Origin of the sequence: Thiomicrorhabdus aquaedulcis (assembly GCF_004001325.1) — a bacterium.
GTDB lineage: Bacteria > Pseudomonadota > Gammaproteobacteria > Thiomicrospirales > Thiomicrospiraceae > Thiomicrorhabdus > Thiomicrorhabdus aquaedulcis.
In genome coordinates this window covers 74,484-96,830 of record NZ_AP018723.1, presented here as the reverse complement: position 1 = coordinate 96,830, position 22,347 = coordinate 74,484, and the positions used below count along the sequence as shown (strand labels likewise).

The 22,347-nt window shown below is 43.0% G+C and carries 37 protein-coding genes; 8 read left to right on the top strand and 29 right to left on the bottom strand.

What is annotated here, in order from left to right:
• Positions 1-776: 776 nt before the first annotated feature.
• From EP181_RS11820 to EP181_RS11705, 23 genes are all read right to left on the bottom strand, one after another.
• Complete coding sequence (locus tag EP181_RS11820) at positions 777-1,094, bottom strand: hypothetical protein (RefSeq protein ID WP_127472031.1); 318 nt, start codon at positions 1,092-1,094, stop codon at positions 777-779.
• 53 nt (positions 1,095-1,147) lie between these two features.
• Complete coding sequence (locus tag EP181_RS11815) at positions 1,148-3,097, bottom strand: DEAD/DEAH box helicase (protein ID WP_127472030.1); 1,950 nt, start codon at positions 3,095-3,097, stop codon at positions 1,148-1,150.
• Between the two features lie 2 nt (positions 3,098-3,099).
• Positions 3,100-3,333, bottom strand: coding sequence for a hypothetical protein (locus EP181_RS11810; protein ID WP_127472029.1), 234 nt, complete (start codon positions 3,331-3,333; stop codon positions 3,100-3,102).
• Between the two features lie 6 nt (positions 3,334-3,339).
• Positions 3,340-3,618, bottom strand: coding sequence for a hypothetical protein (locus EP181_RS11805; protein ID WP_127472028.1), 279 nt, complete (start codon positions 3,616-3,618; stop codon positions 3,340-3,342).
• Positions 3,619-3,962: 344 nt separating this feature from the next.
• Positions 3,963-4,238: a hypothetical protein gene (locus tag EP181_RS11795; protein ID WP_127472027.1), complete on the bottom strand. Its 276-nt coding sequence runs from the start codon at positions 4,236-4,238 to the stop codon at positions 3,963-3,965.
• Positions 4,239-4,456: 218 nt separating this feature from the next.
• A complete protein-coding gene (locus tag EP181_RS11790) occupies positions 4,457-4,654 on the bottom strand; it encodes a hypothetical protein (protein ID WP_127472026.1) in 198 nt (65 codons plus the stop codon).
• Positions 4,655-4,730: 76 nt separating this feature from the next.
• Complete coding sequence (locus tag EP181_RS11785) at positions 4,731-4,967, bottom strand: hypothetical protein (protein ID WP_420824421.1); 237 nt, start codon at positions 4,965-4,967, stop codon at positions 4,731-4,733.
• A gap of 221 nt (positions 4,968-5,188) precedes the next feature.
• Positions 5,189-5,614, bottom strand: coding sequence for a hypothetical protein (locus EP181_RS11780; protein WP_127472025.1), 426 nt, complete (start codon positions 5,612-5,614; stop codon positions 5,189-5,191).
• Positions 5,614-5,982, bottom strand: a complete 369-nt coding sequence (locus tag EP181_RS11775; protein WP_127472024.1) for a hypothetical protein — start codon at positions 5,980-5,982, stop codon at positions 5,614-5,616. The genes EP181_RS11780 and EP181_RS11775 overlap by 1 nt, the downstream gene beginning before the upstream one ends.
• Positions 5,983-6,024: 42 nt before the next feature.
• The gene (locus tag EP181_RS11770) at positions 6,025-6,399 is read right to left on the bottom strand and encodes a hypothetical protein (protein ID WP_127472023.1); all 375 of its coding nucleotides are present in this window, start codon (positions 6,397-6,399) and stop codon (positions 6,025-6,027) included.
• Positions 6,400-6,751: 352 nt separating this feature from the next.
• Positions 6,752-8,074 (bottom strand): hypothetical protein, encoded by a 1,323-nt coding sequence (locus EP181_RS11765; RefSeq protein ID WP_127472022.1) that lies wholly within the window; start codon positions 8,072-8,074, stop codon positions 6,752-6,754.
• A 59-nt stretch (positions 8,075-8,133) separates the two neighbouring features.
• Entirely contained in the window at positions 8,134-8,382 is a 249-nt protein-coding gene (locus EP181_RS11760; protein ID WP_127472021.1) for a hypothetical protein, read from the bottom strand.
• Between the two features lie 60 nt (positions 8,383-8,442).
• A complete protein-coding gene (locus tag EP181_RS11755) occupies positions 8,443-8,697 on the bottom strand; it encodes a DUF1737 domain-containing protein (protein ID WP_127472020.1) in 255 nt (84 codons plus the stop codon).
• 105 nt (positions 8,698-8,802) lie between these two features.
• A complete protein-coding gene (locus EP181_RS11750) occupies positions 8,803-9,216 on the bottom strand; it encodes a hypothetical protein (protein ID WP_127472019.1) in 414 nt (137 codons plus the stop codon).
• Positions 9,217-9,627: a hypothetical protein gene (locus tag EP181_RS11745; RefSeq protein WP_127472018.1), complete on the bottom strand. Its 411-nt coding sequence runs from the start codon at positions 9,625-9,627 to the stop codon at positions 9,217-9,219.
• A gap of 9 nt (positions 9,628-9,636) precedes the next feature.
• The gene (locus EP181_RS11740) at positions 9,637-9,888 is read right to left on the bottom strand and encodes a hypothetical protein (RefSeq protein WP_127472017.1); all 252 of its coding nucleotides are present in this window, start codon (positions 9,886-9,888) and stop codon (positions 9,637-9,639) included.
• Positions 9,889-9,903: 15 nt separating this feature from the next.
• Positions 9,904-10,269: a hypothetical protein gene (locus tag EP181_RS11735; RefSeq protein WP_127472016.1), complete on the bottom strand. Its 366-nt coding sequence runs from the start codon at positions 10,267-10,269 to the stop codon at positions 9,904-9,906.
• A 115-nt stretch (positions 10,270-10,384) separates the two neighbouring features.
• On the bottom strand, positions 10,385-11,191 hold the full coding sequence (locus tag EP181_RS11730) for an HDOD domain-containing protein (RefSeq protein WP_172959789.1): 807 nt from the start codon (positions 11,189-11,191) through the stop codon (positions 10,385-10,387).
• 119 nt (positions 11,192-11,310) lie between these two features.
• A complete protein-coding gene (locus EP181_RS11725; protein ID WP_127472014.1) occupies positions 11,311-11,973 on the bottom strand; it encodes a DNA/RNA non-specific endonuclease in 663 nt (220 codons plus the stop codon).
• Between the two features lie 25 nt (positions 11,974-11,998).
• A complete protein-coding gene (locus EP181_RS11720; RefSeq protein WP_127472013.1) occupies positions 11,999-12,238 on the bottom strand; it encodes a hypothetical protein in 240 nt (79 codons plus the stop codon).
• A gap of 33 nt (positions 12,239-12,271) precedes the next feature.
• Complete coding sequence (locus EP181_RS11715) at positions 12,272-12,724, bottom strand: hypothetical protein (RefSeq protein ID WP_127472012.1); 453 nt, start codon at positions 12,722-12,724, stop codon at positions 12,272-12,274.
• Positions 12,717-13,202, bottom strand: a complete 486-nt coding sequence (locus EP181_RS11710; protein ID WP_127472011.1) for an RDD family protein — start codon at positions 13,200-13,202, stop codon at positions 12,717-12,719. Before EP181_RS11710 ends, EP181_RS11715 begins: the two co-directional genes overlap by 8 nt.
• Before the next feature lie 75 nt (positions 13,203-13,277).
• Positions 13,278-13,832 carry a hypothetical protein gene (locus EP181_RS11705; RefSeq protein ID WP_127472010.1) on the bottom strand — a complete coding sequence of 185 codons (555 nt, stop codon included), beginning with the start codon at positions 13,830-13,832 and terminating at the stop codon, positions 13,278-13,280.
• A gap of 154 nt (positions 13,833-13,986) precedes the next feature.
• Here EP181_RS11705 and EP181_RS11700 point away from each other — a divergent pair, with 154 nt between their 5' ends.
• Together EP181_RS11700 and EP181_RS12940 are read left to right on the top strand one after the other, a co-directional pair.
• A complete protein-coding gene (locus EP181_RS11700; RefSeq protein WP_127472009.1) occupies positions 13,987-15,480 on the top strand; it encodes a UvrD-helicase domain-containing protein in 1,494 nt (497 codons plus the stop codon).
• Between the two features lie 32 nt (positions 15,481-15,512).
• A complete protein-coding gene (locus tag EP181_RS12940) occupies positions 15,513-15,845 on the top strand; it encodes a 3'-5' exonuclease (protein WP_476718461.1) in 333 nt (110 codons plus the stop codon).
• Positions 15,846-15,904: 59 nt separating this feature from the next.
• Here the strand turns inward: EP181_RS12940 and EP181_RS11690 are convergent, their stop codons facing one another.
• The 5 genes from EP181_RS11690 to mobI are packed head-to-tail and all read right to left on the bottom strand — an operon-like array spanning position 15,905 to position 18,118.
• Complete coding sequence (locus EP181_RS11690) at positions 15,905-16,252, bottom strand: hypothetical protein (RefSeq protein ID WP_127472007.1); 348 nt, start codon at positions 16,250-16,252, stop codon at positions 15,905-15,907.
• Position 16,253: 1 nt separating this feature from the next.
• A complete protein-coding gene (locus tag EP181_RS11685) occupies positions 16,254-16,490 on the bottom strand; it encodes a hypothetical protein (RefSeq protein WP_127472006.1) in 237 nt (78 codons plus the stop codon).
• A gap of 9 nt (positions 16,491-16,499) precedes the next feature.
• On the bottom strand, positions 16,500-17,306 hold the full coding sequence (locus EP181_RS11680; RefSeq protein ID WP_127472005.1) for a hypothetical protein: 807 nt from the start codon (positions 17,304-17,306) through the stop codon (positions 16,500-16,502).
• Positions 17,272-17,583, bottom strand: coding sequence for a hypothetical protein (locus tag EP181_RS11675; RefSeq protein ID WP_127472004.1), 312 nt, complete (start codon positions 17,581-17,583; stop codon positions 17,272-17,274). Before EP181_RS11675 ends, EP181_RS11680 begins: the two co-directional genes overlap by 35 nt.
• Positions 17,573-18,118 (bottom strand): conjugative transfer protein MobI(A/C), encoded by a 546-nt coding sequence (gene mobI / locus EP181_RS11670; protein WP_127472003.1) that lies wholly within the window; start codon positions 18,116-18,118, stop codon positions 17,573-17,575. The genes EP181_RS11675 and mobI overlap by 11 nt, the downstream gene beginning before the upstream one ends.
• 578 nt (positions 18,119-18,696) lie before the next feature.
• On the opposite strand from mobI, the gene lepB reads away from it, so the two are divergent.
• The 6 genes from lepB (at position 18,697) to trbC (ending at position 21,607) form a co-directional block, all read left to right on the top strand.
• The gene (gene lepB, locus EP181_RS11665; RefSeq protein ID WP_127472002.1) at positions 18,697-19,188 is read left to right on the top strand and encodes a signal peptidase I; all 492 of its coding nucleotides are present in this window, start codon (positions 18,697-18,699) and stop codon (positions 19,186-19,188) included.
• Between the two features lie 67 nt (positions 19,189-19,255).
• A complete protein-coding gene (locus EP181_RS11660; RefSeq protein WP_127472001.1) occupies positions 19,256-19,651 on the top strand; it encodes a hypothetical protein in 396 nt (131 codons plus the stop codon).
• Between the two features lie 14 nt (positions 19,652-19,665).
• Positions 19,666-19,839, top strand: coding sequence for a hypothetical protein (locus tag EP181_RS11965; protein WP_172959788.1), 174 nt, complete (start codon positions 19,666-19,668; stop codon positions 19,837-19,839).
• Positions 19,836-20,876 (top strand): TraU family protein, encoded by a 1,041-nt coding sequence (locus EP181_RS11655; RefSeq protein WP_127472000.1) that lies wholly within the window; start codon positions 19,836-19,838, stop codon positions 20,874-20,876. Before EP181_RS11965 ends, EP181_RS11655 begins: the two co-directional genes overlap by 4 nt.
• Before the next feature lie 9 nt (positions 20,877-20,885).
• Positions 20,886-21,017, top strand: a complete 132-nt coding sequence (locus EP181_RS12765) for a hypothetical protein (RefSeq protein WP_269471173.1) — start codon at positions 20,886-20,888, stop codon at positions 21,015-21,017.
• On the top strand, positions 21,014-21,607 hold the full coding sequence (trbC, locus tag EP181_RS11650) for a type-F conjugative transfer system pilin assembly protein TrbC (protein WP_127471999.1): 594 nt from the start codon (positions 21,014-21,016) through the stop codon (positions 21,605-21,607). Before EP181_RS12765 ends, trbC begins: the two co-directional genes overlap by 4 nt.
• A gap of 90 nt (positions 21,608-21,697) precedes the next feature.
• Here trbC and EP181_RS11645 read toward each other — a convergent pair whose 3' ends face one another.
• A complete protein-coding gene (locus EP181_RS11645) occupies positions 21,698-22,345 on the bottom strand; it encodes a hypothetical protein (RefSeq protein ID WP_127471998.1) in 648 nt (215 codons plus the stop codon).
• Positions 22,346-22,347: the final 2 nt, after the last annotated feature.

Here is a 22,347-nt window from a genome sequence, read left to right as displayed (position 1 = left end):
AAACCTCAAATAATGAAGCCTTATTATTAAGCTTCATTATTCACCAATCACTGACCAATAATTAAAAATTTACCGTTAAATTTTCAACGGTAAAAACTTCATTATTGTTAATTGGACTCACGGTAAAAGTTTCATTATTTGCCGGATTAACTTTTTAAAAAACCGGGATTTTTATCAAAATTTAGGTAAAAAAACCTTTCTTTAATAAAATCTTGAAATCAGCTAAAGTAACATTTAATAAAGCGAAACAGATAAATCTTGTTTTTATCTTTATGGTAGGTATTTATTACGCCGCATGAACAATAATGGACAAAAAAGCAATAAATGAACGGTAAAAGTTTCATTATTACCGCAAAAAAGACGGTAATAGTTTCATTTTTACCGCAAGAATAACGGTAATAGTTTCATTATTACCGTAAAAATCGCGGTAAAAGCTTCATTATTCGAGCTCAATTTACGGTAATAGCTTCATTATTACCGTAAGCTACCAACGGTAAAAGCTTCATTATTCGAGCTCAATTTACGGTAATAGCTTCATTATTCGACTTCAAATCGCGGTAATGATGAAACTTTTACCGTAAAAACGATAAGTAGTTTTAAGCAAAACCACCAACAAATCGCGGTAATGATGAAACTTTTACCGTTACACTAATTCTAGGAATATCTTCTTAACTTATTGCTTTTAAATGGTTTAGTTTAAATAACCATCCAAGATGGGCACTTAAAAAAACTTCCCCTTATATATGTATTTAAAAAAGATAATATATAAAGAAGAATCAAGCACGCGAACTCAAAACTTTCCGAACCGCCTCACTGATTAATTTTGATTCGTGAATGACTTGCTGTTTTTGGAAAACAACTTTCACAGCCTCTTCGACTGACGTTCCATCTTGAATTAATCTGGACACCATGTCCTCATCTTTTTGTTCTAACTCAGGAATCAACAAAGAGGACATTGAGAGAATTATCAATAGCTTTTTCTCACTGAGAGAATCAAATCCGTGTTCGTCTGCTTCTTTAAGCGCATCAAGCCAATTCCAACCTTCACTGGTTATTTTTTTCGACGAGCCTGGAACTCTAAGTCTAACATCCACTCGTGCAAAGCAATTTTATAATCGTTGTTCAAATTCGTTACTCCAAAGTTAATTCAAGCGACGCTTTCTAAAAGCGCAAAGTCTATTTTTCGGCCTATGAAAATGGAATCGTCGGAACCCGATTGAGTATCCGATGCAATATCCAAATTTCCGAAGCCACGATTTTTGGCATCTAATTCAGCAATCTCAAAACCGTCCATAGTCCTCACCATGACGTTTAAACGCTCAATGGTACTTGGACTAGGGTTGTCCTTAGAAAGCATCAGGAACTCCCCTATTTGCTCGTTACGATTGCCATTTCTTCCGATACGACCACGCAACTGATGAAGACTTACAAGACCAAAGCGTTCTGCGTTAATCACAGCGAGCATCATCACACCCGGTATTGTTACCCCGACTTCGATAACGGTCGTTGAGATTAACAAGCTGGCCACTTCGTTTTTCATGTCGTTTAACGCCGCGTTTTTTTCTTCCTCTTTCATGTTTGAATGCATTAGACGAACCCTTCCTGGGAACCGCTTATCCCACTTCTCAAACGCTTCGGTCGCTGACATGATGTTTTCCATCGAGTCGCTTTCCGACTCTTCTTTTAGCGCATAAACGACAATAGCTTGGTTTCTCTTGTTGAGAGTGTGCTCAACACTTGCAATGATTTGCTTCCCTTCCGCACGGCTGGTGAACAGCTTGGTTACAATGTCTTTTTTAGTGTGATTCTTTGTCAATCGCCAAACTTGCATCGCACCGAGAGCGGCTAAGGCGACAGAACGGGGTATAGGCGTGGCAGACACTTCCAGCAAGTGCGTTTGGCTGTACGTCAACAATTGCTCCCGCTGGCCACGGCTAAACCTTTGCTGTTCGTCGGTAATGACCAAATCCATCTTTCCGATTTCTCTGAACAAGATAGCAGATGTGCCAATAATCAACTGACCAGGAGAAGCGTCCCTCTCAGCTTCGACCTTCGTATCGCCTGTTATCAATCGAGCCACTAGGCCTGATTGCGGCGGTATCCAGCTTTTGATTTCTGCAAAGACCTGCATAGCCAAAGTAACGTTTGGCAACAGAATGGCCACGTTTCTTTTTTCAAGCGCGGCTGCAATGGCCACAACACCGTACACGGCGGTTTTTCCGCTGCCCACATCACCTTGCAAAAGACCTTTCATAGCCACAGCGTTGCTTAAACTGGTTGCAATGTCGTTAATGATACCGACCTGCTCCGAGGTAAGCTCAAACTTGATTTGACTGGCCACCGCGTGCCATCTTGAAATATCAATGCGAGCGGACACTACCCAGTCACTTTTCGGTTTGAAATGGCCGACTACTTTTTGCTTGCAAATGACCGCCGCAATCTTATCGAGAACTTCATTGGCTCTGTGTGCATGACGTAAACTGGACGGCAAGTGCGCTTCTCTCAGTATGATTGGGAGCTTTGAAATGTCGGTAATGGCGGACACATCTGCACGGTGTAATTTTTCCATCAAGTGCTCAGTGGCCAACGGGAGTGACTGATTCAATCTCGATAGGATTTGCTCACGCACGGTTTCAGGCTTGATGACTCGTGCTTTACCTTTGTAAACCGGCATGACTCGACCCAGAAATTCTTTAGGCTGTAATTCCGCTGCATTGAGTTTAAGCTTGCGCCCCATGACCATTGGGACTCCCGAAACAACAATAAATTCATGTTGAGAGCTCTGCATTGATGCTATGGTTGCATTTAAGCTTTCAGCCGTGTTGAACAAGCTAAAATCAACCAGGCCACCATCCTGCATCGACAGGGTAAACGTGGCTCTGGGTTGCTGGCCTGGTTTGTAGGTAATTTGGGGTTCACGATTTAATAACCCAACGACCGTTATCATTTCGCCCGTTTGCGCGGCATTTAAAGCCTGCTGTGAAGCTCTAACTACATTACCAAGGTCTATGTAGCGGACTGGTAAATAAAGCGCCACATGCGCTTCATTTTCAATGCCCAGTGCCTTTAATCTTCCTGGCTTAAAATCGTGAGACATGGCTATGCCCTTGGGTAGACGCTTAAAGCAATGGTTAAGCAGTCGATAATGACACTGAACCGCTCAACTTCTTCTTGAGAGAATACATCCCCTTCCATGCACGAAAGACCCTTCAGGGACTCGCGCATTTGATAAATCTTGTCAGGAATTTCCAGTGTAATGTGCTGCGGAACAAGGGCTGTGTCTTCGCTCGCTAAAGCCGCGTGATTGATTAAAGTGAATACGGTATAAGACATGAAAAACTACCTTCTTATTGGCTGGTATTCAACCGAGCTAAGTTCGTAAAAAGCCACGTTTCTGTTCTGGTCTGTTATCCAGCCCATCTCTCCGTTGGAAAAGTAAAATCCGTTAAACACTTTACTGCCTACTTTAAGCATCAAAAGGTCGGACACACCAACGCCTTCACCGTTCTCGTTGAGAGAAATCTTTGGTGGAGAATCAACAATAAATCGCCACTCGACCGGTTGAGTTTTAAAAAAATTAATTTGTTGTATTAGTTTTCTTTCTTGTCCGTTTCCCACATAAACTCCTTAATCAAGCAATGACTGCTTGAATGTATTTAATCCTATGCATGACAGTGCTTGGGCTAACAGTATTTGAACGAACTTGAACAACACTTAAACCCCCGTGCAGTTGGAATCCTTCATCAAGTCTTTGATTAACTTGCGCTTGAAGTTCTTCCGAACTTAACGATTCAAGTATCTCGATTTTGCTTATTTTGTCATGGATTTGCACATTGTTTTTAACTCCTTTTAGGTTTATTTATTATATCTATTTTTATAATTAAGTCAATAAAAAGCGTTAGAAAAACCACTTTCTAGCAGTTAGCTTTCCCTGGTTCCAACACCTGTTTATTTCTTTCAATCTACGCACACACATGGAACGCAATTTTATTCTCGTTGCGCTTCGTAATCCTGGCTTTAATTCTGGCTTTAGCTTCCTCTGCTTTATTACCTTTATTAAACTCTTGGATTGCCATTTTAGCGGCGTGGAACTCACTGCGCTCATTACTGCTTAACAAGTCTAAATCATAAGGGATAAGCTCAGGGGGCATCTTTCCAGTCGGTCTGCGACTATCAATAAGTCCGCTAATTCGATTTATCACTTGCTCTGGCGTTTCGCCCCGTAAAGCCCAGTTCATTTTTTAATCACCTTTAATTATTAACAGATTAGTCCGTTGTTAAGCCCAAATTTTTAGATTTATTTAATTGTATTTATTTTTACAATTAAGTCAATAAAAAGGGTTTAAAAAACCGCTTTTCAGCGGTTAGGTTTTTCTAATTTTCACACGCTTGTTTGTTTCAATCCACGCACTCACACAGAGTGCGACTGCCTTCTATTTTTTTAACCGCCATTTTGTTATGTTTTCAAAATACAAACCAGCCTTACCAAGCTTGTAATCGTCTTGGTCAAAATGATTTGTAAAGAAAAAGATTCCGTGTTTTCGTCAATTTTTAAAGGGAAAAAAATAAATTCCCCAAGGTTTGTTTCGATAATGCCAGGTGGAGGCCATGTTGCTTTGTCTTCCGGGTCAAAACTGTTCCAACTTGTTTCCATATTCAATCCTATTGCTAATTCATCATAATACGCGAGAGACCCCGTCGTTCACGGCGGGGAGGGATAGCGTTTGCCGCTAGGCAACCTTTCTCGCATCTCCATTGGTTAATGCTATCGTTGTTAAATAAAGCCCATAGCCACTGCCACGATGTATCAGCGTGCAGTGCTTATGACTAATCCCTTGCACCAAACCGTCTGGGGTTTGGATGTTAAAACTGCCACTGGCTCTAACAGCAACGCGCCCAGTGTACGTGCCTTGTTTTTTGCCTTTGATGACTGTCCAGTACGAATACGGCCAACGAAATAACTCCAAATTAATACCCTTACGGGGCTAGTAACGTGGTTCTTACGAACCATCTCCCTTCGAGATTGAATGTAACCGGCTCCTGTATTACTACAGCGATTAAAAGATTCGGCACATACCCTATGCTTTCGTTCTTAAAACCTTTTAGAGCAGCGAACTAAGGAAGCATCCACTGGTAAGTCTTAACGACCCATTACTATCTGCTGCTTAATCAAGATTAAGCCCTCTGGTCAACTAGGCTTTTGGCTTTCACCGCAAGCCTCACCCTTTAGGGTGGGGTTGTTGACTAAACGCCCGAATACCCGTGAGAGAAATCCAACGCCAGCTTCACCATTGGCAGAAAGGCGCTGAGAGAAAAAGAAGTTCTTCACAGCAAAAAACACTCCTATCAAACCAAATACAATGCCCATGTACTCAAGCCAGTGAAGGCGGTATTCAAAAAGCTGTCTCAACATTCCGCGCAAGGGGGTTTGCGTCAGGTTGTTTTCAAAATAATTGCCCATTAGAAATGGCAAAAACACATAGAAAAGCACAAATAGGAAAAGCCCTGCTGTCGCAGCCACTAGCCAACGGGAGTGATTGCAAGCTTCAACAACAGCCTTGATAGTCGCCCCGGTAGAATTTCGGTTTCTTTGTCGATGATAACGCCGTGCCATTAAACAAATCCCCCTTTCGCAATAGGAGTCACACTAAAACCATAGCCATGTCTCATCAAGATTTCACAAGCACTCGAATGATTAAATTCTGCCGGCTCTTTCATCTGAGGGATATTGTCATGGGCAAATAGAAAACCTTCTAAATCCATGTCCTTTCTTGAGAGTTCAACCAGCGTAGTCATTACACAGTGCATTGCGTCCTGCATTGAAGGCATCACCTTTGCTTCAGAGTAAGTGTCTCCTTCTCGAAAGGTAAGCACGACCGCGCCATCTACCCTGTCTAAAATTTCTAATGCCATCTTAGCCATCTGTTCTTGGGTGAAAAGAGCTTCAATTTTGAAGCAATTTTCAGTTACGTTGACCGTCACAGCCAACCTCCTTGTTGATTAATTTAATTTAGTAGTTTGCTCTCACTGAGAGTTTTTAGTATTCGATGGCTGCGGTGTCGTTTGAGTTCCTATCGCTTCTACGAAGAAAATGTCTCGACCCGTGAAGTACCCTTCAAACGCATCAATCCCTTCCGCGTTATTATTCAGTTTGATTAAGTTTTCATTTGTGAGCTTGGGTTGCGTACTTCCTTTGTGAATCAACCTTTCTCCTGCTAGGATTGATTTGCATCCGGCCTCACTCCGAATTTTTCCTGTCTTGGCAAACAACATGGCTTTCATGCTGTCTGGGCAACCTACGGTTGTGTACTTCACTTCATAAATAAAATCGGCATTGGCTGTAGTAAAACCAGTGCTTACGCCAAGAGTTAAAATCGCGGTAAGAATCTTTGTTTTCATTATTAAATCCAAAAAATTGTTCAAGATAAGAATACAAACTTTAGAAATAAAAAAAGGCGGCAAAAGCCACCTTTTTTGTCGCGTAAGCGTGTTTTTTAGTTATGAATTTTAATTTTTCACGTTATAAGGTAAATAAGCGCCGCGACCATTATCAGTACGGACACCACAAATAGAATATTTCCAGAATTCGTTTTTAAAATTGTAGGTAAAAAATCGTCTTCATATTTTTTAAGATTTTCGCTGTTCTCATTAAGATTGTTTTTAGTTTTGATACCCATGAAATACCAATTAATTTAATTAAAAAATTTCCATCTAAAGCAAAAAAACCGGCTTTCGCCGGCTTTAATGTTTTTTAGTTGACGTTGATACAGCGGTGAATGGTGTAAATATCCACAGAAGAACTTAACGCATCACCCACGTCTGTTTTAGCTCCAATGCCAATATTTCGCAGAGCAGAGTATTGGCTTGAGTCGATAGTGACATCTACATTGTTAAACTCATCAGGGGAGTAACGGCCTTCATTTGCCCCAAAACATAAATACCCTGTACCGTCCATCCGCGCCTTTGAATAGGTCGTAATGTCTTGCTCCAGCTCAGTATCATTTTCTTTTTGGTAAGTAAGGGCAATCAAACTGTCGTATTCGGTACTTAATGGCTTGTCCATTGTGTATTCAAAAAGTATTTTGGTTGTCGTGTACCCACCTCTTTCTTTATTGGCGCACTTTGTGTAAGCCCCGTTCCAATCTCCTTCGTCAAAGTAGTAGTTGTAATCGGCTTTCAAAAAACCATCGTCCATAAAGGTGTACTTGTAATAGGCGAACTTTGCAGGCTCCCCAGGAAGAGTAGGTTCTTCAAAGCAGCCAGAGTAATAGGAGCTTATGCTTTTACCTGACGAGATACTGCCTTCAAACAGCGTGGGATTCTCTACTCGTAAATCTTGCAACGCTTGAGTCAATCGCAGTCTTGAGAAGTCACTGGTTGCATCGGCCATTGTTGCAATAGCGGGGGCTGATTGTGCAAGTTGTGCGGCAATCGCGTTAAGAGCCGCTAACTTTCCTTCAGGCGTGAAGTCGGAGTTCAACCCTTCGTAATACTCGTTCGTTAATTCGCGTGCCACCGTTGCCGCTAAAACAGCCTTTTTATGCATCGACTCTTTAAACGCAAAATCAGGGTCTTGAGCTTGTCGTGCAACGTAATCTTCAAGCATTTTGTCTTTGTCGATTACCGGGACACCCAAATCAGCGGATACTTGCGCTAAGGCTTCCGTGTAAGTCATCCCACTGTCCATATTGGCTTGTATCATCGTGGTAATTGGAGTGATGAATTTTTGGTTCACAATAGGCGCTTTAAGAACGTAACCGTTGCCACCTACAGGCATCCCAGTATCGCTGTCAATCGCAGCAGGATGAACCTCAATCAAAATTGTGCCCTGGGTACTGTCCGAATTAAAGCTGTACTGCCCAAAGGAATCCGTTATATCTTGTGGCTCTTCTGGGTCACACACAGAGTTGTTGTTTAAGTCTAAGCAGGCGGTTGCTCCGGATAAGTATCCATCGGCGACCACGCCTGAGATGGTTGGAACATCCTGTTCACCGCCGGCAGCCGAATCCCCGCCGCCGCCGCACCCGGTAAGCGTTAGTCCTAGAATGGCCGTGGTTAAAATGGATTTTTTCATGCTAATTCCTGTTGAGATAAGATTAATTTATTAATGCAATCGTCGTGAACTGATTTGGATTATTGAGCGTCAAACGCCCAGGAATAACTGACTTTTTCTTTGGTTTCACCCTTCTCTTTTTCGAGCTTTGAAAGGCATCCGTCGGCTTTCATTGCAGCCGCGCTAGGCAATTCGCCAATCACTTCGCTAAGGTGAGTACAAGCGTTCATCTCTTGTACATATTTAACGGCCTTCTCAGAAGTAGTTGCGGCTTGAGCAGTAGTTGCGGCGGTTGCCAGTACGAATAATGCAATCATTGTTTTTTTCAATTTAATTCTCCTTATGAATGGTGGTAATTTGATTTAGTGGGTTGTGTTAATTTAATCTTGCTAAGATTGCTGGTGTGTTTTTCGAGGATACAATTCCAATACTTCTTTGACTGTTTCAACATCCTTGACCATCGCTTGCGAATACAAGCTAACGTACTTCTCTGTTCCGCCAGCTTGAGCCGTTTGCTTGTGGGAGGTGGCAACATTAATCCCCCCGTGCAAGCGCCATCCCTTTTTTAAGTATTGATTAACTTCTTCAGCGAGGCCTCTTGACGAGATTTTCTCAAGAAGGGTGAACTCCACTTTTTCCGTCATGTCTAAAACTCCTAGTATCGACAGGTTTAATACTTGGAATATACTGTTAAATTGCAGTCGTCAATCGCTGGCTTTGTTATGTTTTTTGTCGTTTTACGATAAATTTTAGGTCTTGCTTGAAAGTCTTTCCTCGCGTTGAGACTCCCAGGCGGCATCGACTTCTGCGTAATGGTCGTCAATTTTGATTTCAAAGCCGTGTCGGTCAATGACTTCTTTAATCAGAGCCTCACAATTGGGGTCAGATACGTCTACGGCTGAAATGTCTTTAACCCATTGCGAATACCAACGCCGTGCTTCTCCAATGGTCGAGGCGGAGTAAATGGCTTCGCGCAAGATGCCCTCAAAAACTTGAGACTGGGTTAGAAAGTTGGCTGAACGGTTTCGTATGTCAAGTTTCAACATGGCCGACTCAATCTTTAACCGGTCGTTCTCGAGCATTAATTTTTGATTGGCGGCCATCAATTCTTTGGCGGTGGGCTGTTTCTTTTGGCGCAGCCCATTTGATTTTCTTTGGTTCATTTACGCCACCTCAAGATAAACAACCGCACCCTTTTTCAACCGAAAACGAGCTTTTTCTATTGCACGACGCACGTCACTTTTCCAAAATCCTATGTCGTCCTCATGGGCGTTGTTCTGGCCAGTGAAGAAGGTGTCTTCTTCAATCGCTTCTGATAGAGCGTCCACATCGTTTAACGTCACTTGAAATCGCGCTACACTAGGAAACGTTTCTAAATCGAGATGACGGAACATCCAGTTAATCAAGTCGTACAGCTTGCGCCAACTGTGAAACTCTTCAACTTTCCCTATGCCGTCAACCGACCCGACATTAAAGCCGATTTTAGATTCAATGAGTTCGTTGAACTCAACACGGGTTAATGCTGGAAAACTTTTGGAAAATTCGACTGATTTAAAATTGATATTAATACCCATGTTGACCTCTTACTGGGAGTTGAAAAGGCGTTCAACGAGCGCCGGGTTATAGCTTTCGCAATCCTTTAACAGGTCGTGCAAAACTTCTTTAAGCGGAATGTTTTTATAGAAAAGATTGGCAAACATTTCATCCGCGACATCACTGTAATCCGTTTTTCGACGACTCTTCAGCTCTCTTACAAGGTCGTCCGTTTCAATGTGGTCTAGGTCTATTTCCACGTTCATATAGCCTAATCTTACCCCTACTGTTACTGTTGCCATTTCAATACCTTCCTATCAAACGACTGCAAAATCAGTTCGCCAGAAATCTTCGCTAGTGTGCTTGCTTTCAAAACTAACTTCGATATAGCCCTCAGAGTGCAATCTGGCTGATGATAGGCGCATGTACATTGGCTGCACATCTTGACTGTCTTCATTTAAAAAACCAATTTGAAGCAGGTCGGCGACATTAACCGCAAAACTCCGCCGAAACTGCGCTTTCCAATCAGAGAGCATAGACGCTAAGTTCGCCATTTGTTCAGTGTTGTAGCTGAACTTAATCGTGCCTATATGGTCGTCTGTGTTAAAAGAGCAGTATTCTGAAAAATCTCCTTCAAAGAATTCAATACGAGATGTTGTGTTTGCGATGTTTACGTTAGACATGATTTTTAATCTCTTTTTCTGTTGGGGTTATTATTATCCATTTTACGATTTAAGTCAATAAAGAAATGAAAAAAATCCCAACATTGATAAGATTATTTGTTGGGATTCTTTACTCTCAGCATTGCTTGCTTATGCTGTCTACAATAAATGCATTCCTAGCCATAGAGAGGGAATCATTGTCCAGTCCTAACTCTTCAATCCCTGCTTTATAAATAGACTTAAATCTTTCTGTGATGTAACTGCCGTAAGATATTTCGCTTACCATGAAGTTTGCGACTTTGTAGAGCGATACTAAGTCCTCAACTCTTCTTGAGAGATTTATTGTAACCTCACCTTTCCCGTTTTCATGGTAAAGCAAGCCCGCTTTAAGCCACATTGGTAAATCCCATGCCCTTGCCATAATGTAGCTTGTGCAAGCATGGTCTGCGCCGTATCTAATTTCAGCGTGCAATGTTTTAACAGGGTCTGTTAGACTCTGTCTGTAAATTTTTGAATAAAATGGATTCTTAGAAAGAAGTAGAAGGTAGCCTGAATCTGCAAACAAGCCAAATAAGTACGCCTCATCTTTATCAATGCCATAAACCTGTTCGCTTAATTCCGCGCACAGGTAGGCGATGTCTTTGCAGTTATCAATTATCTCGTTGGCATCCGCTTGCGACTCTTTCTCAAAGCTAATGGAGTTCTTGAACTCGATAGCCGTCACAATCGAGATAATAACTTTGTTATTCGTTCCCAAAAAATCAACGGAAGCCTTAATAGACGATAATTCTTCTTTGGGCTTGTCGTAAAACGAACCTGAGTTTACCGCGTGCAAAAATTCGCCAGCAATCAGACTGTTAGACTCAAGAATTTCAATCACCTCAAATGAGTGAATCATCTTTTTGGCCGTCAACTTCTTTAGACGAATTAACGACTCTGGCATGGTAGGTATTACCATGTTCTTTAAATACTGTTTAGTCCGAACGTATCGGGTTTTCATTAATGTGTCCATGTACGCCTTTAAGTGAAAATTTACGCTTTGTGAATGAATGGTTATGTCAATTATTTAAAGACGAACCCTGTTTTCTTCTCGATAAGAGAAACGTCTACCCGGAATGAGGAGGCTTTGCTGCTCTGAAGCTCAGGTACGTTCGGTATCAAAAAGGCTAAGGTTTTATTCTCAGTGGGAAAATGCACCACTTTGTAGGTCTCAGTGGGAACGGCGATTCGGCCTGCTCCAATGCGCTTGGGTGATACCCTGTCGTAAATATTGCCAGAATACACAATGCTTTCTTTGTTGGAGATTGTGAGTCGTCTAATCAGTTTCTCAACGGCTAATAGCGATACGCGATTGACGTTCGGCCAGTGCGGGCTTTGACAAACCAGTGAGAAGGTTTCTTTTTGCAGCTTTGCGGAATGGTTTTGGTCGTCGTTGCTCACTAAGTGGGAACGGTCAAACCCGCTGGAGCGGTAGTCGGACAGCTTGGCTCTGTATCTCGCTGGGATGCTGGACTCTTCGTAAAACTTTAATCCGTCTCGACTCAGGCCATCTTTTTTTAAATCCTCTGCACGCATCGTGTGAACGGTGTACAGCGTGGCCTTTAGGTCGTAATTGTAACAGGCGGAGTATCCTTGTTTTTCTATCGTCTGGTCGCAAGCGTATTGCGCTTGTGCGGCAAATGACGCGATTAATAGCCCGCTGGCGAATAAGAGTTTACGCAGCATGTTGTTATGCTTCCTTTTTGTTTGGTTAAACTTCTGTTGAGCCTACCCAAGTCTTACCGAGAAACGCGTCTACCACCTGCCCACCGGTTTTGATGCCGGCGCATCGGTCAAGAATGGCTTGATGCGTCCAGCCCTCTTGAGGAGATTGGGCGTTTAACAGCCTCACCCCTTCGCCGCTGACCAGCGTGAGAGGCTGGTATATGTTGACTCTCGTTAGGATTTCTAACTCACCAGGCCTAGTGTCTGTAATGATTTTAATCGACATGTCCGAGCGCCTCCTTATTGATTCAAGGCCTGGTTAAATCACGATAGGATTGTACTGAATAATGTCTTTGAGCGCACAGGCCTCTCTTGCGCTTCCCAGGTTTTTAAACATCATTACTTGCCCGTCTTTCTTGAGCCAGTCAAGACCCCCGGCTGCGTCTGTAATCAGTACGCGGTATTCTCCAAAGCTGTTACTGGTCGCTTCGCACGGTGTCTCCAAACCCCAGCGATAAGATTCAAGCTCCCTTTCTTCATAGGGCAAGTTGAGAATAAAGGTGGAAATCAAGTCCGTTAGTGAGCCGCCCGCAACATCTTCATTTTCAATGTAAAAGCAGATGGCATCTTCTCCTGATAAGAATTTGAATATGCACCCGGTTGTCGTTTGATACCGGTAGGCTGATTTTGCGCCGCCTGAATAATGCTTTGCCTCCAAGGGCACATCGTTCCCAATCATCTCTTGTGCTTGCTCTAGGGTTATTTCAATCATCTTTCTTTGCGTCCTTTGTTAAATTCTTTTCTTTAAACACGACTTGCGTTCCACTTATGTAGTCGTGCAGCCCTCTTTTGTTTTTGTCAAAAATTATCCAGACATACCCTAAAAACAACGGTATGGCTGATAACAGGTATCCAAGGCTTCTAAGTGCGAACTGGCCTCTTCTTGGGAATCCACCTGTCTTGAAGTCAACTATCTTTAGTCCCATCAATCCTTTGCCGGGTGTGGTCTGAAACTTCATCCAGGCCACCGCCACAACCAGAAGGTAAAAGATGCTTGCGTAAGTTATCCTTACGTCGTACAAGTCGTGGTCTCGCAGCCCCACTAGGCTTACCGCGATTTGCTTTAGCGTGACGTCGAAAAACAGTATGGGTGGAAGCAGGAGTAACAGCGTCAATCCTGTTGAGAATAAGCTGTCGATTGCCTGAGCAGTGAACCGGATTAAAAACCCGGGTGGTTTGTTGTTTGGCATTATCCCGTGACCATTGGTTAAGTTGTTTCGAGGCGATTCTGGTTGCTTAAATCCTCTCGTTGAGAGCGGATGGCATTAAGCAGACTGGGAAATCTTTTGTTCAGCTTCTAGCATGGCGATGGTTTTAAACTCGCTCAAGTCAAATAGGTCGTAACCCTCGTCTTCGCTTTTTAGAACTTTAATCCCTCGAAAGGATTCGTGCATCATTACCCTGTCGGTGAAGTCGCGCATTAACTCAGTCTCGTTGGGAGTTTTTAACTGCTTATAGCCCAGGAGTACCGCTGCTTCAATCAGCATTTCCATCATACTGATTTCGTCAAACTCATCCCTAGGGTGCAGGCAAAACTGGGTAACGATTAGAGGTTCTTTATTCACGCATTTGTCCAAGCAGGCCTCCTGTGTATCCCTTGCTGTAATAAACCCTTCTAGCTCACCAAAGTTGTTCATCTTTACGACGTACAAACTATTTCCTACAAACGCTTTAAGCCACTCCGAGTGCAGCGCCCCTGTTATGCCCATCTCTTTTGTGAAGTTGTTGATTCTATTTATTCCTATCGCATCAAGAATTTTAGGCACTGCGTCTTTTGCTCTGCTAAGAAGAGGGTCGGTCACTAATGTAATTACGGTCATCTTTTTTCGTCCTTTTATTGGGATAACAAGATTTTAATTGTTATTTGCTTGCCCTAAACCCCCACTTCGCGTTAAAAAACGTAACAAAAGGCGATTTTTAAGGTTTTCAAGTTCCCTATGATAGTGAGGCTTTACTAACCAGAAGGAGAATGGCTTGGCTGCGTTAAATTCATTTCAAAAACACTCAGTGGAAACAGAGGGGCATTTGTTGATTACGGCTTGTCCCGGCTCTGGGAAAACAACGGTTCTTTCGTTCAGAGCGGAACACTTGTTGGCTAAATATCCCACTGGGAATTTACTTGCGGTGACATTCACTAAGGATGCCGCAGAGGAGCTTAAGTCTCGAATATTGACGAAGGTGCCGTTTGCGACAAATCGCATTGGGACAGGAACGTTTCATGGATTGGCTATGGAGCAGATTTCTCGCTCAGGCATGAAGATTGATTTGTTGGCTCCTTACGAGAGCAAGGCAATCATTAGTAACGCCTTGGATGGACTAAGTGACCCTCCAGAGTTTGAGGTCGTTGAGAATATGTTCAATGCCCTTCAGTCTTCGTTAAATCCATTAGACCACCCTTACGCTGTTAGCGACCCTGTTATTCGTTACGTTTGGTCGGAGTATCAAAAGGTGAAGGACAGTACCGGTAAGATGGATTTTTCTGACCTTATCTTGCTGGCCATTAAAGGCATGAGAGACGGTTCGGTTAAACCTTTTAATGCTCGATGGGTGCTTGGGGATGAGTCGCAGGACATGGATGAGGTGCAATACGCTTGGATTATGGCTCACGCTACGAATGGCTCTGAAATAACTCTTGTGGGCGACGATGACCAGTCGGTGTACTCATGGCGTGGGGCACAGGGTTATGAGGGCATGAAGGGCTTTCAATTGGCTCTTGATGCGAGCAGTAACGTCCTGCCGGTGAATTACCGCTGCGGGAAAATCATTCTGGCCGCTGCAATACGGTTGATTGAGCAGAATAATCCCAATAGGATTGAGAAGCCGATACAGGCCGGTGTGAGCTTCGATGGACTTATCCACGCTCCCATTGCCTTTCAGCCTTGCAAGGAGAAAGGGGCGCACAAAAGTCTCAACGAGTTTGAAGGCGTGGTTAATGAGATTATTCTTCAAACGTTCAAGACCAGCAAATCCAGTGAGCACTACACAGATTGGGCAATACTGGCCAGAGGAAATATGGCTCTTAGTGAGCTGGAGAGAATCCTACTGGACAACAATATCGCCTACTCTCGTAAGTCCGGCTCTTTTTGGGATATACCGGTTATTCGCAGTTACCTTGCGGTGTTGAATTATCTTACCGAGAATAAGTGGTTTGGCTTTGCGATATTCATCAATAACTTTTTGGCAACCGATATGGTTTTCGATAAGCGCGTTAAAAACCTAGCGTCACTGTACAAAATCGTGGACTGCCCCGATATTAAGGCTAAGGTGAGAACGCTGCTCTATTACGAGCACACTTGGCGTGAGCTGCTAAAAAGGGTGATGTGGAGAGCGAGAATGCTTTGCTGGATGATGTGGCCAACTTTGTTGAACACAATATTCCAAGAGGCAACGCAAAGACGCTTGAAAAGAACATTGCGCGGATTCGTGACGCAAATCGAATTCTTACCAATACAAACGCTAAAAATCTGAAGGCGAGAATCTTTAATCGCACCAGTCCCATTATGAACAAGGGCAAGAGTGCTGACGAGAAAAGGGACGCGGCTCGTAAAGAGGGTAAGTTGTTCGTGAGCCTTTTAACGATGCACTCAAGCAAGGGGTTGGAGTTTGACAGAGTTTGGATGGCCGGTTGCGAGTCTCAAAATTTCACAGAGCCGAGCAAGGATGGCACCATGTGCAATCTGCAAGAGGAGCGACGATTGTTTTACGTCGGGATGACGAGAGCCAAGTTCCATTTGCATTCTTCATTCATGAGCGAGGGTGATAAGCCTGATGCGATTTTCTTACAAGAGGCGGGCATCTTAGAATACCAAGAGGATGTTTTCGGGTCTGGTTGAATTTTGAGAGCCTGGTGAATTTACAACCAGGAAAAAGAAGGGTCGTCGTCTTGGTTCGATTAAGCGTTAATCTCGTCAAGACCCAGACCTAAATCAGTTATAAGCTTATACCCATTTCGAGCGCGTGTCTTTAACAGGGCACGCAGCGTTGAAACAATTCCAGCCATCTCATTTTCTTGATGAATCGTGATTAACTGCCCTGCCCTTCTCGTTGAGAGACTGCCCCATCGTCTTTCAAGAATTCTGTCTCCCAGCAAGTCTGTGCCCGCAAAAACAAAATAGTATCTCTGCGTGTGATTGTTTTTCCATTCCAATATTTTGACCAGGCCTGGTTGTTTGAATCCGCTCAAGAGCAAATCCGTTAGCGCATCTTGCTTAACCTGACTCAACACCGTACTGGTCTCCATATCAACTTCCCCTGTTCTCCGGTAAAAAATTAACAACCGGCGTGGCTGTGAATTGCTCAACAAAGCTATCATACCCGCCGCTGACCATTCCAATATATTCTTGCGCCTTGTTTGGGTACAAGTGGTAGAAAAACATTCCCCCTGTTAATCCTATCAGGAGCATGGCTAATGGCGAACGTATGGTTAGAAAAATCAAACCTACAATCACCATTTTGATTATGCTTTTAAAAAACCCCATATAAATCCTTTAACTAAAATCTTTGTTTAATACTCTGGTCGAGAGTCCATACCCTTGAATGGATTCGCCCGTGGTTGATTTTTTAACACTGCAAAAAACAAACACTCGCTTTTCAGCAGGCGGTGAGAGCAATGTCTTTTCGTCACCCTCTAAAAACTCTGAGCGGTTAAACCAAATGGAATCCCCTGTGCCTTTCAAGTGAACGACAATTGAATTCTTGTTTGGAATTTTTTGCGCTGAGAGCAACTCACCAAGAAGGAGGCGTGACTCATTCAACTGGAACCAAATAGGTTTTAATTTTTCCTTGGGCGCTGGAATGACAACGTTAAAAATCTTGGCGAGAGATTCAGCGTTGACATGCAAAACTTTTGACGCGTCCAATAACTTTCCTTTGACATCAAACCAACTCGACACCACTCCTCCTTCGTGAATTTTTTTAAGAAGGGTGTTGTGAAGTTTCTTCAACGCTACATGGTCTGAAAACCAACCATTCTCTTTTTCTGGTAAGGTGACATAGAAATCGTGGCCACTGTTTTTTTTTAGAGCGTGACCAATTTTATTTACCTCCATTGAAAACGGACAGGACTCAGCATGACTCTTTGGACTTTGCCCCGGCAGTTTTCGTAACTCAAACAATTCAGTCTTCCTTCGATATGCAATCACCAGTTCAAGGTCGTTTGAATTTTGGCAACCGCAATACATTCTGAATTGTTTTTTAACGTAGGCCGACTTTAGAATTTTCTGAACAGTCGGCTCCTTAACATCTTCATAGGAGAAAACTTCACCACCTTGGGTCTTTATCTTTTGAGTCTTCATTAACCTTATCCCGATTTTTTAAAGCGTCTTTCATTTCAAGGGTTTTTCCCATCGAATTCAAAACTTCTTTTTGCCGTGTCACCATTTCTTTTCTTAACGCGACGGACAATTTTCCAAGACACTCATCTCGAATTTCTTGAGACTGAATGTTGTTGCACTTGGCTTGCTGATACTTGTATTTCGCCAAAAGTTCTTGGTTGGGCACCGGAGAACTGTTCGCCGAAAATGAAATGCAAACCAAGCACAGTGCGCTTGAAATTTTTGCACTAGCTTTCATCTGACTTCCCTTCCAGTTCTTCGATGGCCTTGCCAAAATTTGAAGCCGGTTCGTCATCAACTTCCGCTTGAGTAATTGCCCTCTCATCATCCTTAGCGTCAATCAACCCGCACGCCTTTTTGTAGTAGTACAGATTTTGTTTTATTTTTCGCAACGCTTCGGCTTCTCCTCTTAATTTACCAAAGGCGGTTTCACAATGCTTCACAGCATCCATCTCACTAGGCAACGCTCTTGCATAAAGCTTTGTCAAAGAATATTGGTTATTCTTTTTTGATTTTGTAATATGGACATTGGTTCTTTTGACCACTCCATTGCGCTTGTAGAAGCTGTAATAGAACCACACAATTCTTAAAGAGTCATCTGCACTACTCACCCGACATCCGAGTATTGGTTTAGCACCTCCCGCCCTAACCTCCAGCATCTCTTCCCTGTTTTGCCAGAAGGCATCTGAGATAATTTTTGCTCTCGCTAACAAATCCAATGAAGCTTGTTCGATAGTTTGTTCTAACTGAATGACTGTTTTGTTCTGTTCCATGATTTTTCCTTTTAGTTGTTTCTGCCATATAATAATTTGCAGCGCAAGATGTGTTATGGCGCAATAGTGTTATTTTTCGTTGCGTAAGCTAAAAAAAGTAAAAAACCATTAAACATCCTATTAGGACTTAACCCCCTCTTTTCCTGTTAGGACTTAACCCCCTCTTTTCCTCTTAGGACTTGACCCCCTGTTTTTTTATAATGGAACTTGACCCAGTGCTTTGCTGTTAGCACATAACCCCTGCTTTTTAGGAGTTTGGCAAAGCCCTGAATCAGACCCTCACGCCAACCACCCTATTAGGACTTAACCCCTCCTCTACCAATGATGACTTAACCCCCTCTTTTCCTCTTAGGACTTGACCCCCTGTTTTTTATAATGGAACTTGACCCAGTGCTTTGCTGTTAGCACATAACCCCTGCTTTTTTAAAAACCAACCAACCACCTAAAAACCATCCAACCAGCCAGTAATTTCATCAAATAACCTTTAACGCGACACTTTTTAGCGTCTATCCAGCCTATTGAGGGTGGTAAAAAATTCTATGATTCCTTGTTAAATCAACTAGGAGTTATTAATTTTTATGGGCAATTTCATAAATGCAATTCAATACAGCTTGCTGACCATCTTCATTATTTTTGGCAGTGTCTTTGGTTATCTCAAGCTAACCAATCAAACCATTGGTTTCAATGTGACCGATTCCCTTCCCCAAACAGTTTTTTTAATTCACAAAACGAATGAGTTTTCTAAGGGCGATTTCGTTCAGTTTTCTTACAAAGCCGACGCAGAAAATCTTTTGCCCGAGGGTGCAAGATTGGTGAAAAAAGTGGTTGGTGTTCCGGGTGACACTGTTCGTTTTGAAGCGGGAAAGTTTTTTATAAATGACGTTGAGTTTGGCTTGGTTAAGGAACTTGCTTTGACAGGAAAACCATTAAAGCAAAATGTGTCCAAGACACTTTCGAGTGACGAGTATTTTGTTTTTACGCCGCACGTTGACAGCTTTGACAGTCGCTACATTCACATGGGTTACATTTCAAAGTCTCAAGTTTTTGGTAAAGCCGTAGGAGGCTGGTGATGAAAAAAATTTAGTATTCGCGTTGGGATTTACCTTAACGGTTTTTTCCTCTCACGCATTTTCAGAATTGAAAACGCTTGGAAATATTTACCCAATTGAAGAAGTTTCTTTGTTGGACGAAATTATGAACAAGCTAAAAGAGAAGGAAGCCAATGGCGAACTTGCAAAGCATAACGAAGAATTTAAACGCCGCTCCATTGCAAACATTGAAAACCCCAAGGGCGCAGATTTTCCAAGTGCGCTTGAAAACAGCATCCGAAAATTTGACCCAAGCATCACACTTAAAGAAGCGGTGAAGCTAGAAGATGGAACGGTTATTCATCCAGTAGGCACGGTCATTAATCCGCTGGCGATTCGCCCACTCTCAAAACGATTTATTTTTATCGACGGTACGGACGAGCAACAAGTTGAATACGCGGTGAACGAATTAAAAAATCAGGCCATCGTGACAAGGTGGTACTGACCAAAGGAGCGTTCATGGATTTGACTAAAAAATACAAAGTGCGTTTTTACTTTGACCAACAAATGACCTCTGGCGAACGTGGTCGCGTGACGCTGGCTGAAGAGTTCGGTATTAAGAATGTACCGACATTGGTTTACCAAAAATCCAAAACTGAATATCTCTTAACCATAGAGGAAATTAAATTATGAGAGCGCATATTTTTTTAAAAATGGTTGGCGCTGTTTTCTTAACCGCCTTATCACTTCAAGCGTTGGCCGATTCAAAAACGTGCAATGGAAAATTTCCTAACCCGATTACAGACTATTGCTGGTCAAGTGTTTTTCCCATCAAGATTGCGGGCGTAAGCATTGATTTGATTGGCGGGCAAGAAGACAAAAACTCAAACACTGACGCGCTTTGTACGTGTGGCGACGGTGCTGGTTTAATACTGGGTGTGTCCACAAGTTTTTGGGAGCCCACTGTCATGGTGGACGTGGTTCGCAAACCATTTTGCCTTGCTGGATTAGGCGGGATTGATTTAGGCAATGTGATTGACGCACCGGCGGCTGGTTTCTCTGGGGTCGATAGTGCTGCCGTCACGCGTGAAGCATTTTATCAATTACATTGGTATCAAAACCCCGTCCTCTTTTGGTTGGAAATTGTCGTGGACAATTCATGTTTAGACAACTTACCGTTTGAGTTGGCGTATTTAACCGAGCTTGACCCTTTGTGGAACGACGAAGAATTGACGACGCTTTTAGCGCCCGACTCGTTTCTGTATGCGAACCCATTAGCGCAACTGGCGTGTGCCGGTGACTGCGTTACAGCAACGGCAGGATTTCCAAATCCAGCAACGTATTGGTGTGCCGGTTGTCAAGGAGCCATCTTCCCAATGCTGGGCAATGTTAATCATCATACGGGTGCCGTGGACACAAGCGCGTTGTTGTTGCAACGATTCACTCACAAGGCTCACAGAGAGTTAATGATTTGGGGAGCCAGTGGCAAAGACGGTATGTGTTACAAGTACCCGAAATATTTAATGGACAGAACGGACTACAAATATTCAATGTTGTTCCCAGTGCCACAACCCAAAATTAACGGCCTATGCTCACAGTCTTATGGACGCACTACCGCCTTATGGGGTTCGGGTAAGTCGTTTCCTTTTTACGGCGAAGACATGGTGTATCAAGTTTTCAGAAAGCGCGATTGTTGTGTTGGTCGCAACGTCACCAACATGGTTCAATAGGAGTTCGACATGCAAAAGAAAATAATCGTAGCCAGCATGATTGCCGCACTTTTTTCAGGTTCGGTCTTGGCTAACTTGGTCTCTCAACAAGAGTTGGACGAAGTTAAAAAACGAACGCGGAACAAATCGAAAAAGCCATGAACGTTTACAAACAGAGTTCAGGCTCTCTCATTAACCTGGGGAATATTCCAACACCTCAAGCAAAAATGGAGGGCAATCTTGTTGAGAGCGCACACAGGTTTAGCCAGAAATTAAACAGCGTTGATGTATCACAAGCACCCCGCGCTAAACTTAAATTATTCATAAGCTTCAGCATGTCGGATGCGTCCATTGCCAGCTACATTAAGGAGGCAAATCGCCTTGGGAGAGACAACGTATCGCTTGTAGTGAATGGTCTGAAAAAAGGCACGTCTATGAAAGAAACGTCGTCCTACATTAGTACCCTTACCAAAGGGCAAAACGTCTCAGTTGAAATCGACCCACCCTCTTTTGAGCGGTTCAGGATTAAAAGCGTGCCCGCTCTTGTGGTGTACCATGACGACCCAATGTACGAAGCTAAGTGCGCCATTAGTGGTCAAACGGAAGAATTAACTGTACTGGAAGAGTGGGAAGGTACGTTGGGCGATGTTTCCATAGCCTATTCGATAGACAAGCTACTGGATAGCAACGAAAGCAAATTTAAGGCTTATCTGGAGGGTTTAGCGGGCAAACTTAACAATGCCGACCTTTAGCAGAGAACGCGTCTGAATTGACGCTGTATCGCGCAAAAGAAAGCCCTAAATCAATAGGGCTTTTTTGTGTGTCAAAACTTTGAAATTGGATTACTTTGTCGCGGTGAAAAACTCAGAAATGGCTTGCACGGTCACTTGTTTTGAAGAAGCTAGGTAGCTGTATATCGCTCGTGCAGAGCGCATGGTTACAGAGGTTTTATATTCGTCTTGTGGGCTTTCAATTGAGAACGTCACTTCGGGTGAAAAATGTTTACCATCACCGCTTTTAATATCGTTGGTTGGCTGAACTTTATTGGCTTCGTCTTGTGCAACCTTACGGTCAATGGCTCTTGCAACAAGGTCTTGAGCAACGCTACCACCCGCCATTAAAACTGCACCACCTGGAATGATAGTTTTTGGGTCACGTACAACGGCATGATTACTCCCAAACGCGGTAAAGTCATTAATGATTACTGTTACAGGACGACCCGTTTCTGTAAGTTCAACACCGTTTTCTTTAAGGCGTGTTTTTACCTCTGCTTGGGTTTCAGTCCATTCAAAGTTTTCAATATTGGCACCTTCCGCCACCTTAAATTGTAAGTTTATTTTCTTATCAGGAATTCTATCGAAATTGCTGACCTTTACGGAGTATCCATTTGGATACCATTCTTTTGAGTCTTCTTGAATCATAGGCGAAATGGAACAACCTGTTAGGGTAAAAACAGCAGCAAGGGTTAGAGAAGCAATGATTTTTTTCACGA

Bases quoted from the DNA above. Each gene is read 5' to 3' on its own strand.
- EP181_RS11815 (WP_127472030.1), bottom strand. From the start codon at position 3,097: ATGTCTCACGATTTTAAGCCAGGAAGATTAAAGGCACTGGGCATTGAA.
- EP181_RS11810 (WP_127472029.1), bottom strand. From the start codon at position 3,333: ATGTCTTATACCGTATTCACTTTAATCAATCACGCGGCTTTAGCGAGC.
- EP181_RS11795 (WP_127472027.1), bottom strand. From the start codon at position 4,238: ATGAACTGGGCTTTACGGGGCGAAACGCCAGAGCAAGTGATAAATCGA.
- EP181_RS11790 (WP_127472026.1), bottom strand. From the start codon at position 4,654: ATGGAAACAAGTTGGAACAGTTTTGACCCGGAAGACAAAGCAACATGG.
- EP181_RS11780 (WP_127472025.1), bottom strand. From the start codon at position 5,614: ATGGCACGGCGTTATCATCGACAAAGAAACCGAAATTCTACCGGGGCG.
- EP181_RS11770 (WP_127472023.1), bottom strand. From the start codon at position 6,399: ATGAAAACAAAGATTCTTACCGCGATTTTAACTCTTGGCGTAAGCACT.
- EP181_RS11765 (WP_127472022.1), bottom strand. From the start codon at position 8,074: ATGAAAAAATCCATTTTAACCACGGCCATTCTAGGACTAACGCTTACC.
- EP181_RS11755 (WP_127472020.1), bottom strand. From the start codon at position 8,697: ATGACGGAAAAAGTGGAGTTCACCCTTCTTGAGAAAATCTCGTCAAGA.
- EP181_RS11750 (WP_127472019.1), bottom strand. From the start codon at position 9,216: ATGAACCAAAGAAAATCAAATGGGCTGCGCCAAAAGAAACAGCCCACC.
- EP181_RS11745 (WP_127472018.1), bottom strand. From the start codon at position 9,627: ATGGGTATTAATATCAATTTTAAATCAGTCGAATTTTCCAAAAGTTTT.
- EP181_RS11740 (WP_127472017.1), bottom strand. From the start codon at position 9,888: ATGGCAACAGTAACAGTAGGGGTAAGATTAGGCTATATGAACGTGGAA.
- EP181_RS11735 (WP_127472016.1), bottom strand. From the start codon at position 10,269: ATGTCTAACGTAAACATCGCAAACACAACATCTCGTATTGAATTCTTT.
- EP181_RS11730 (WP_172959789.1), bottom strand. From the start codon at position 11,191: ATGCCAGAGTCGTTAATTCGTCTAAAGAAGTTGACGGCCAAAAAGATG.
- EP181_RS11725 (WP_127472014.1), bottom strand. From the start codon at position 11,973: ATGCTGCGTAAACTCTTATTCGCCAGCGGGCTATTAATCGCGTCATTT.
- EP181_RS11720 (WP_127472013.1), bottom strand. From the start codon at position 12,238: ATGTCGATTAAAATCATTACAGACACTAGGCCTGGTGAGTTAGAAATC.
- EP181_RS11715 (WP_127472012.1), bottom strand. From the start codon at position 12,724: ATGATTGAAATAACCCTAGAGCAAGCACAAGAGATGATTGGGAACGAT.
- EP181_RS11710 (WP_127472011.1), bottom strand. From the start codon at position 13,202: ATGCCAAACAACAAACCACCCGGGTTTTTAATCCGGTTCACTGCTCAG.
- EP181_RS11705 (WP_127472010.1), bottom strand. From the start codon at position 13,832: ATGACCGTAATTACATTAGTGACCGACCCTCTTCTTAGCAGAGCAAAA.
- EP181_RS12940 (WP_476718461.1), top strand. From the start codon at position 15,513: ATGAACAAGGGCAAGAGTGCTGACGAGAAAAGGGACGCGGCTCGTAAA.
- EP181_RS11690 (WP_127472007.1), bottom strand. From the start codon at position 16,252: ATGGAGACCAGTACGGTGTTGAGTCAGGTTAAGCAAGATGCGCTAACG.
- EP181_RS11685 (WP_127472006.1), bottom strand. From the start codon at position 16,490: ATGGGGTTTTTTAAAAGCATAATCAAAATGGTGATTGTAGGTTTGATT.
- EP181_RS11680 (WP_127472005.1), bottom strand. From the start codon at position 17,306: ATGAAGACTCAAAAGATAAAGACCCAAGGTGGTGAAGTTTTCTCCTAT.
- EP181_RS11675 (WP_127472004.1), bottom strand. From the start codon at position 17,583: ATGAAAGCTAGTGCAAAAATTTCAAGCGCACTGTGCTTGGTTTGCATT.
- mobI (WP_127472003.1), bottom strand. From the start codon at position 18,118: ATGGAACAGAACAAAACAGTCATTCAGTTAGAACAAACTATCGAACAA.
- lepB (WP_127472002.1), top strand. From the start codon at position 18,697: ATGGGCAATTTCATAAATGCAATTCAATACAGCTTGCTGACCATCTTC.
- EP181_RS11965 (WP_172959788.1), top strand. From the start codon at position 19,666: ATGGATTTGACTAAAAAATACAAAGTGCGTTTTTACTTTGACCAACAA.
- EP181_RS11655 (WP_127472000.1), top strand. From the start codon at position 19,836: ATGAGAGCGCATATTTTTTTAAAAATGGTTGGCGCTGTTTTCTTAACC.
- EP181_RS12765 (WP_269471173.1), top strand. From the start codon at position 20,886: ATGCAAAAGAAAATAATCGTAGCCAGCATGATTGCCGCACTTTTTTCA.
- trbC (WP_127471999.1), top strand. From the start codon at position 21,014: ATGAACGTTTACAAACAGAGTTCAGGCTCTCTCATTAACCTGGGGAAT.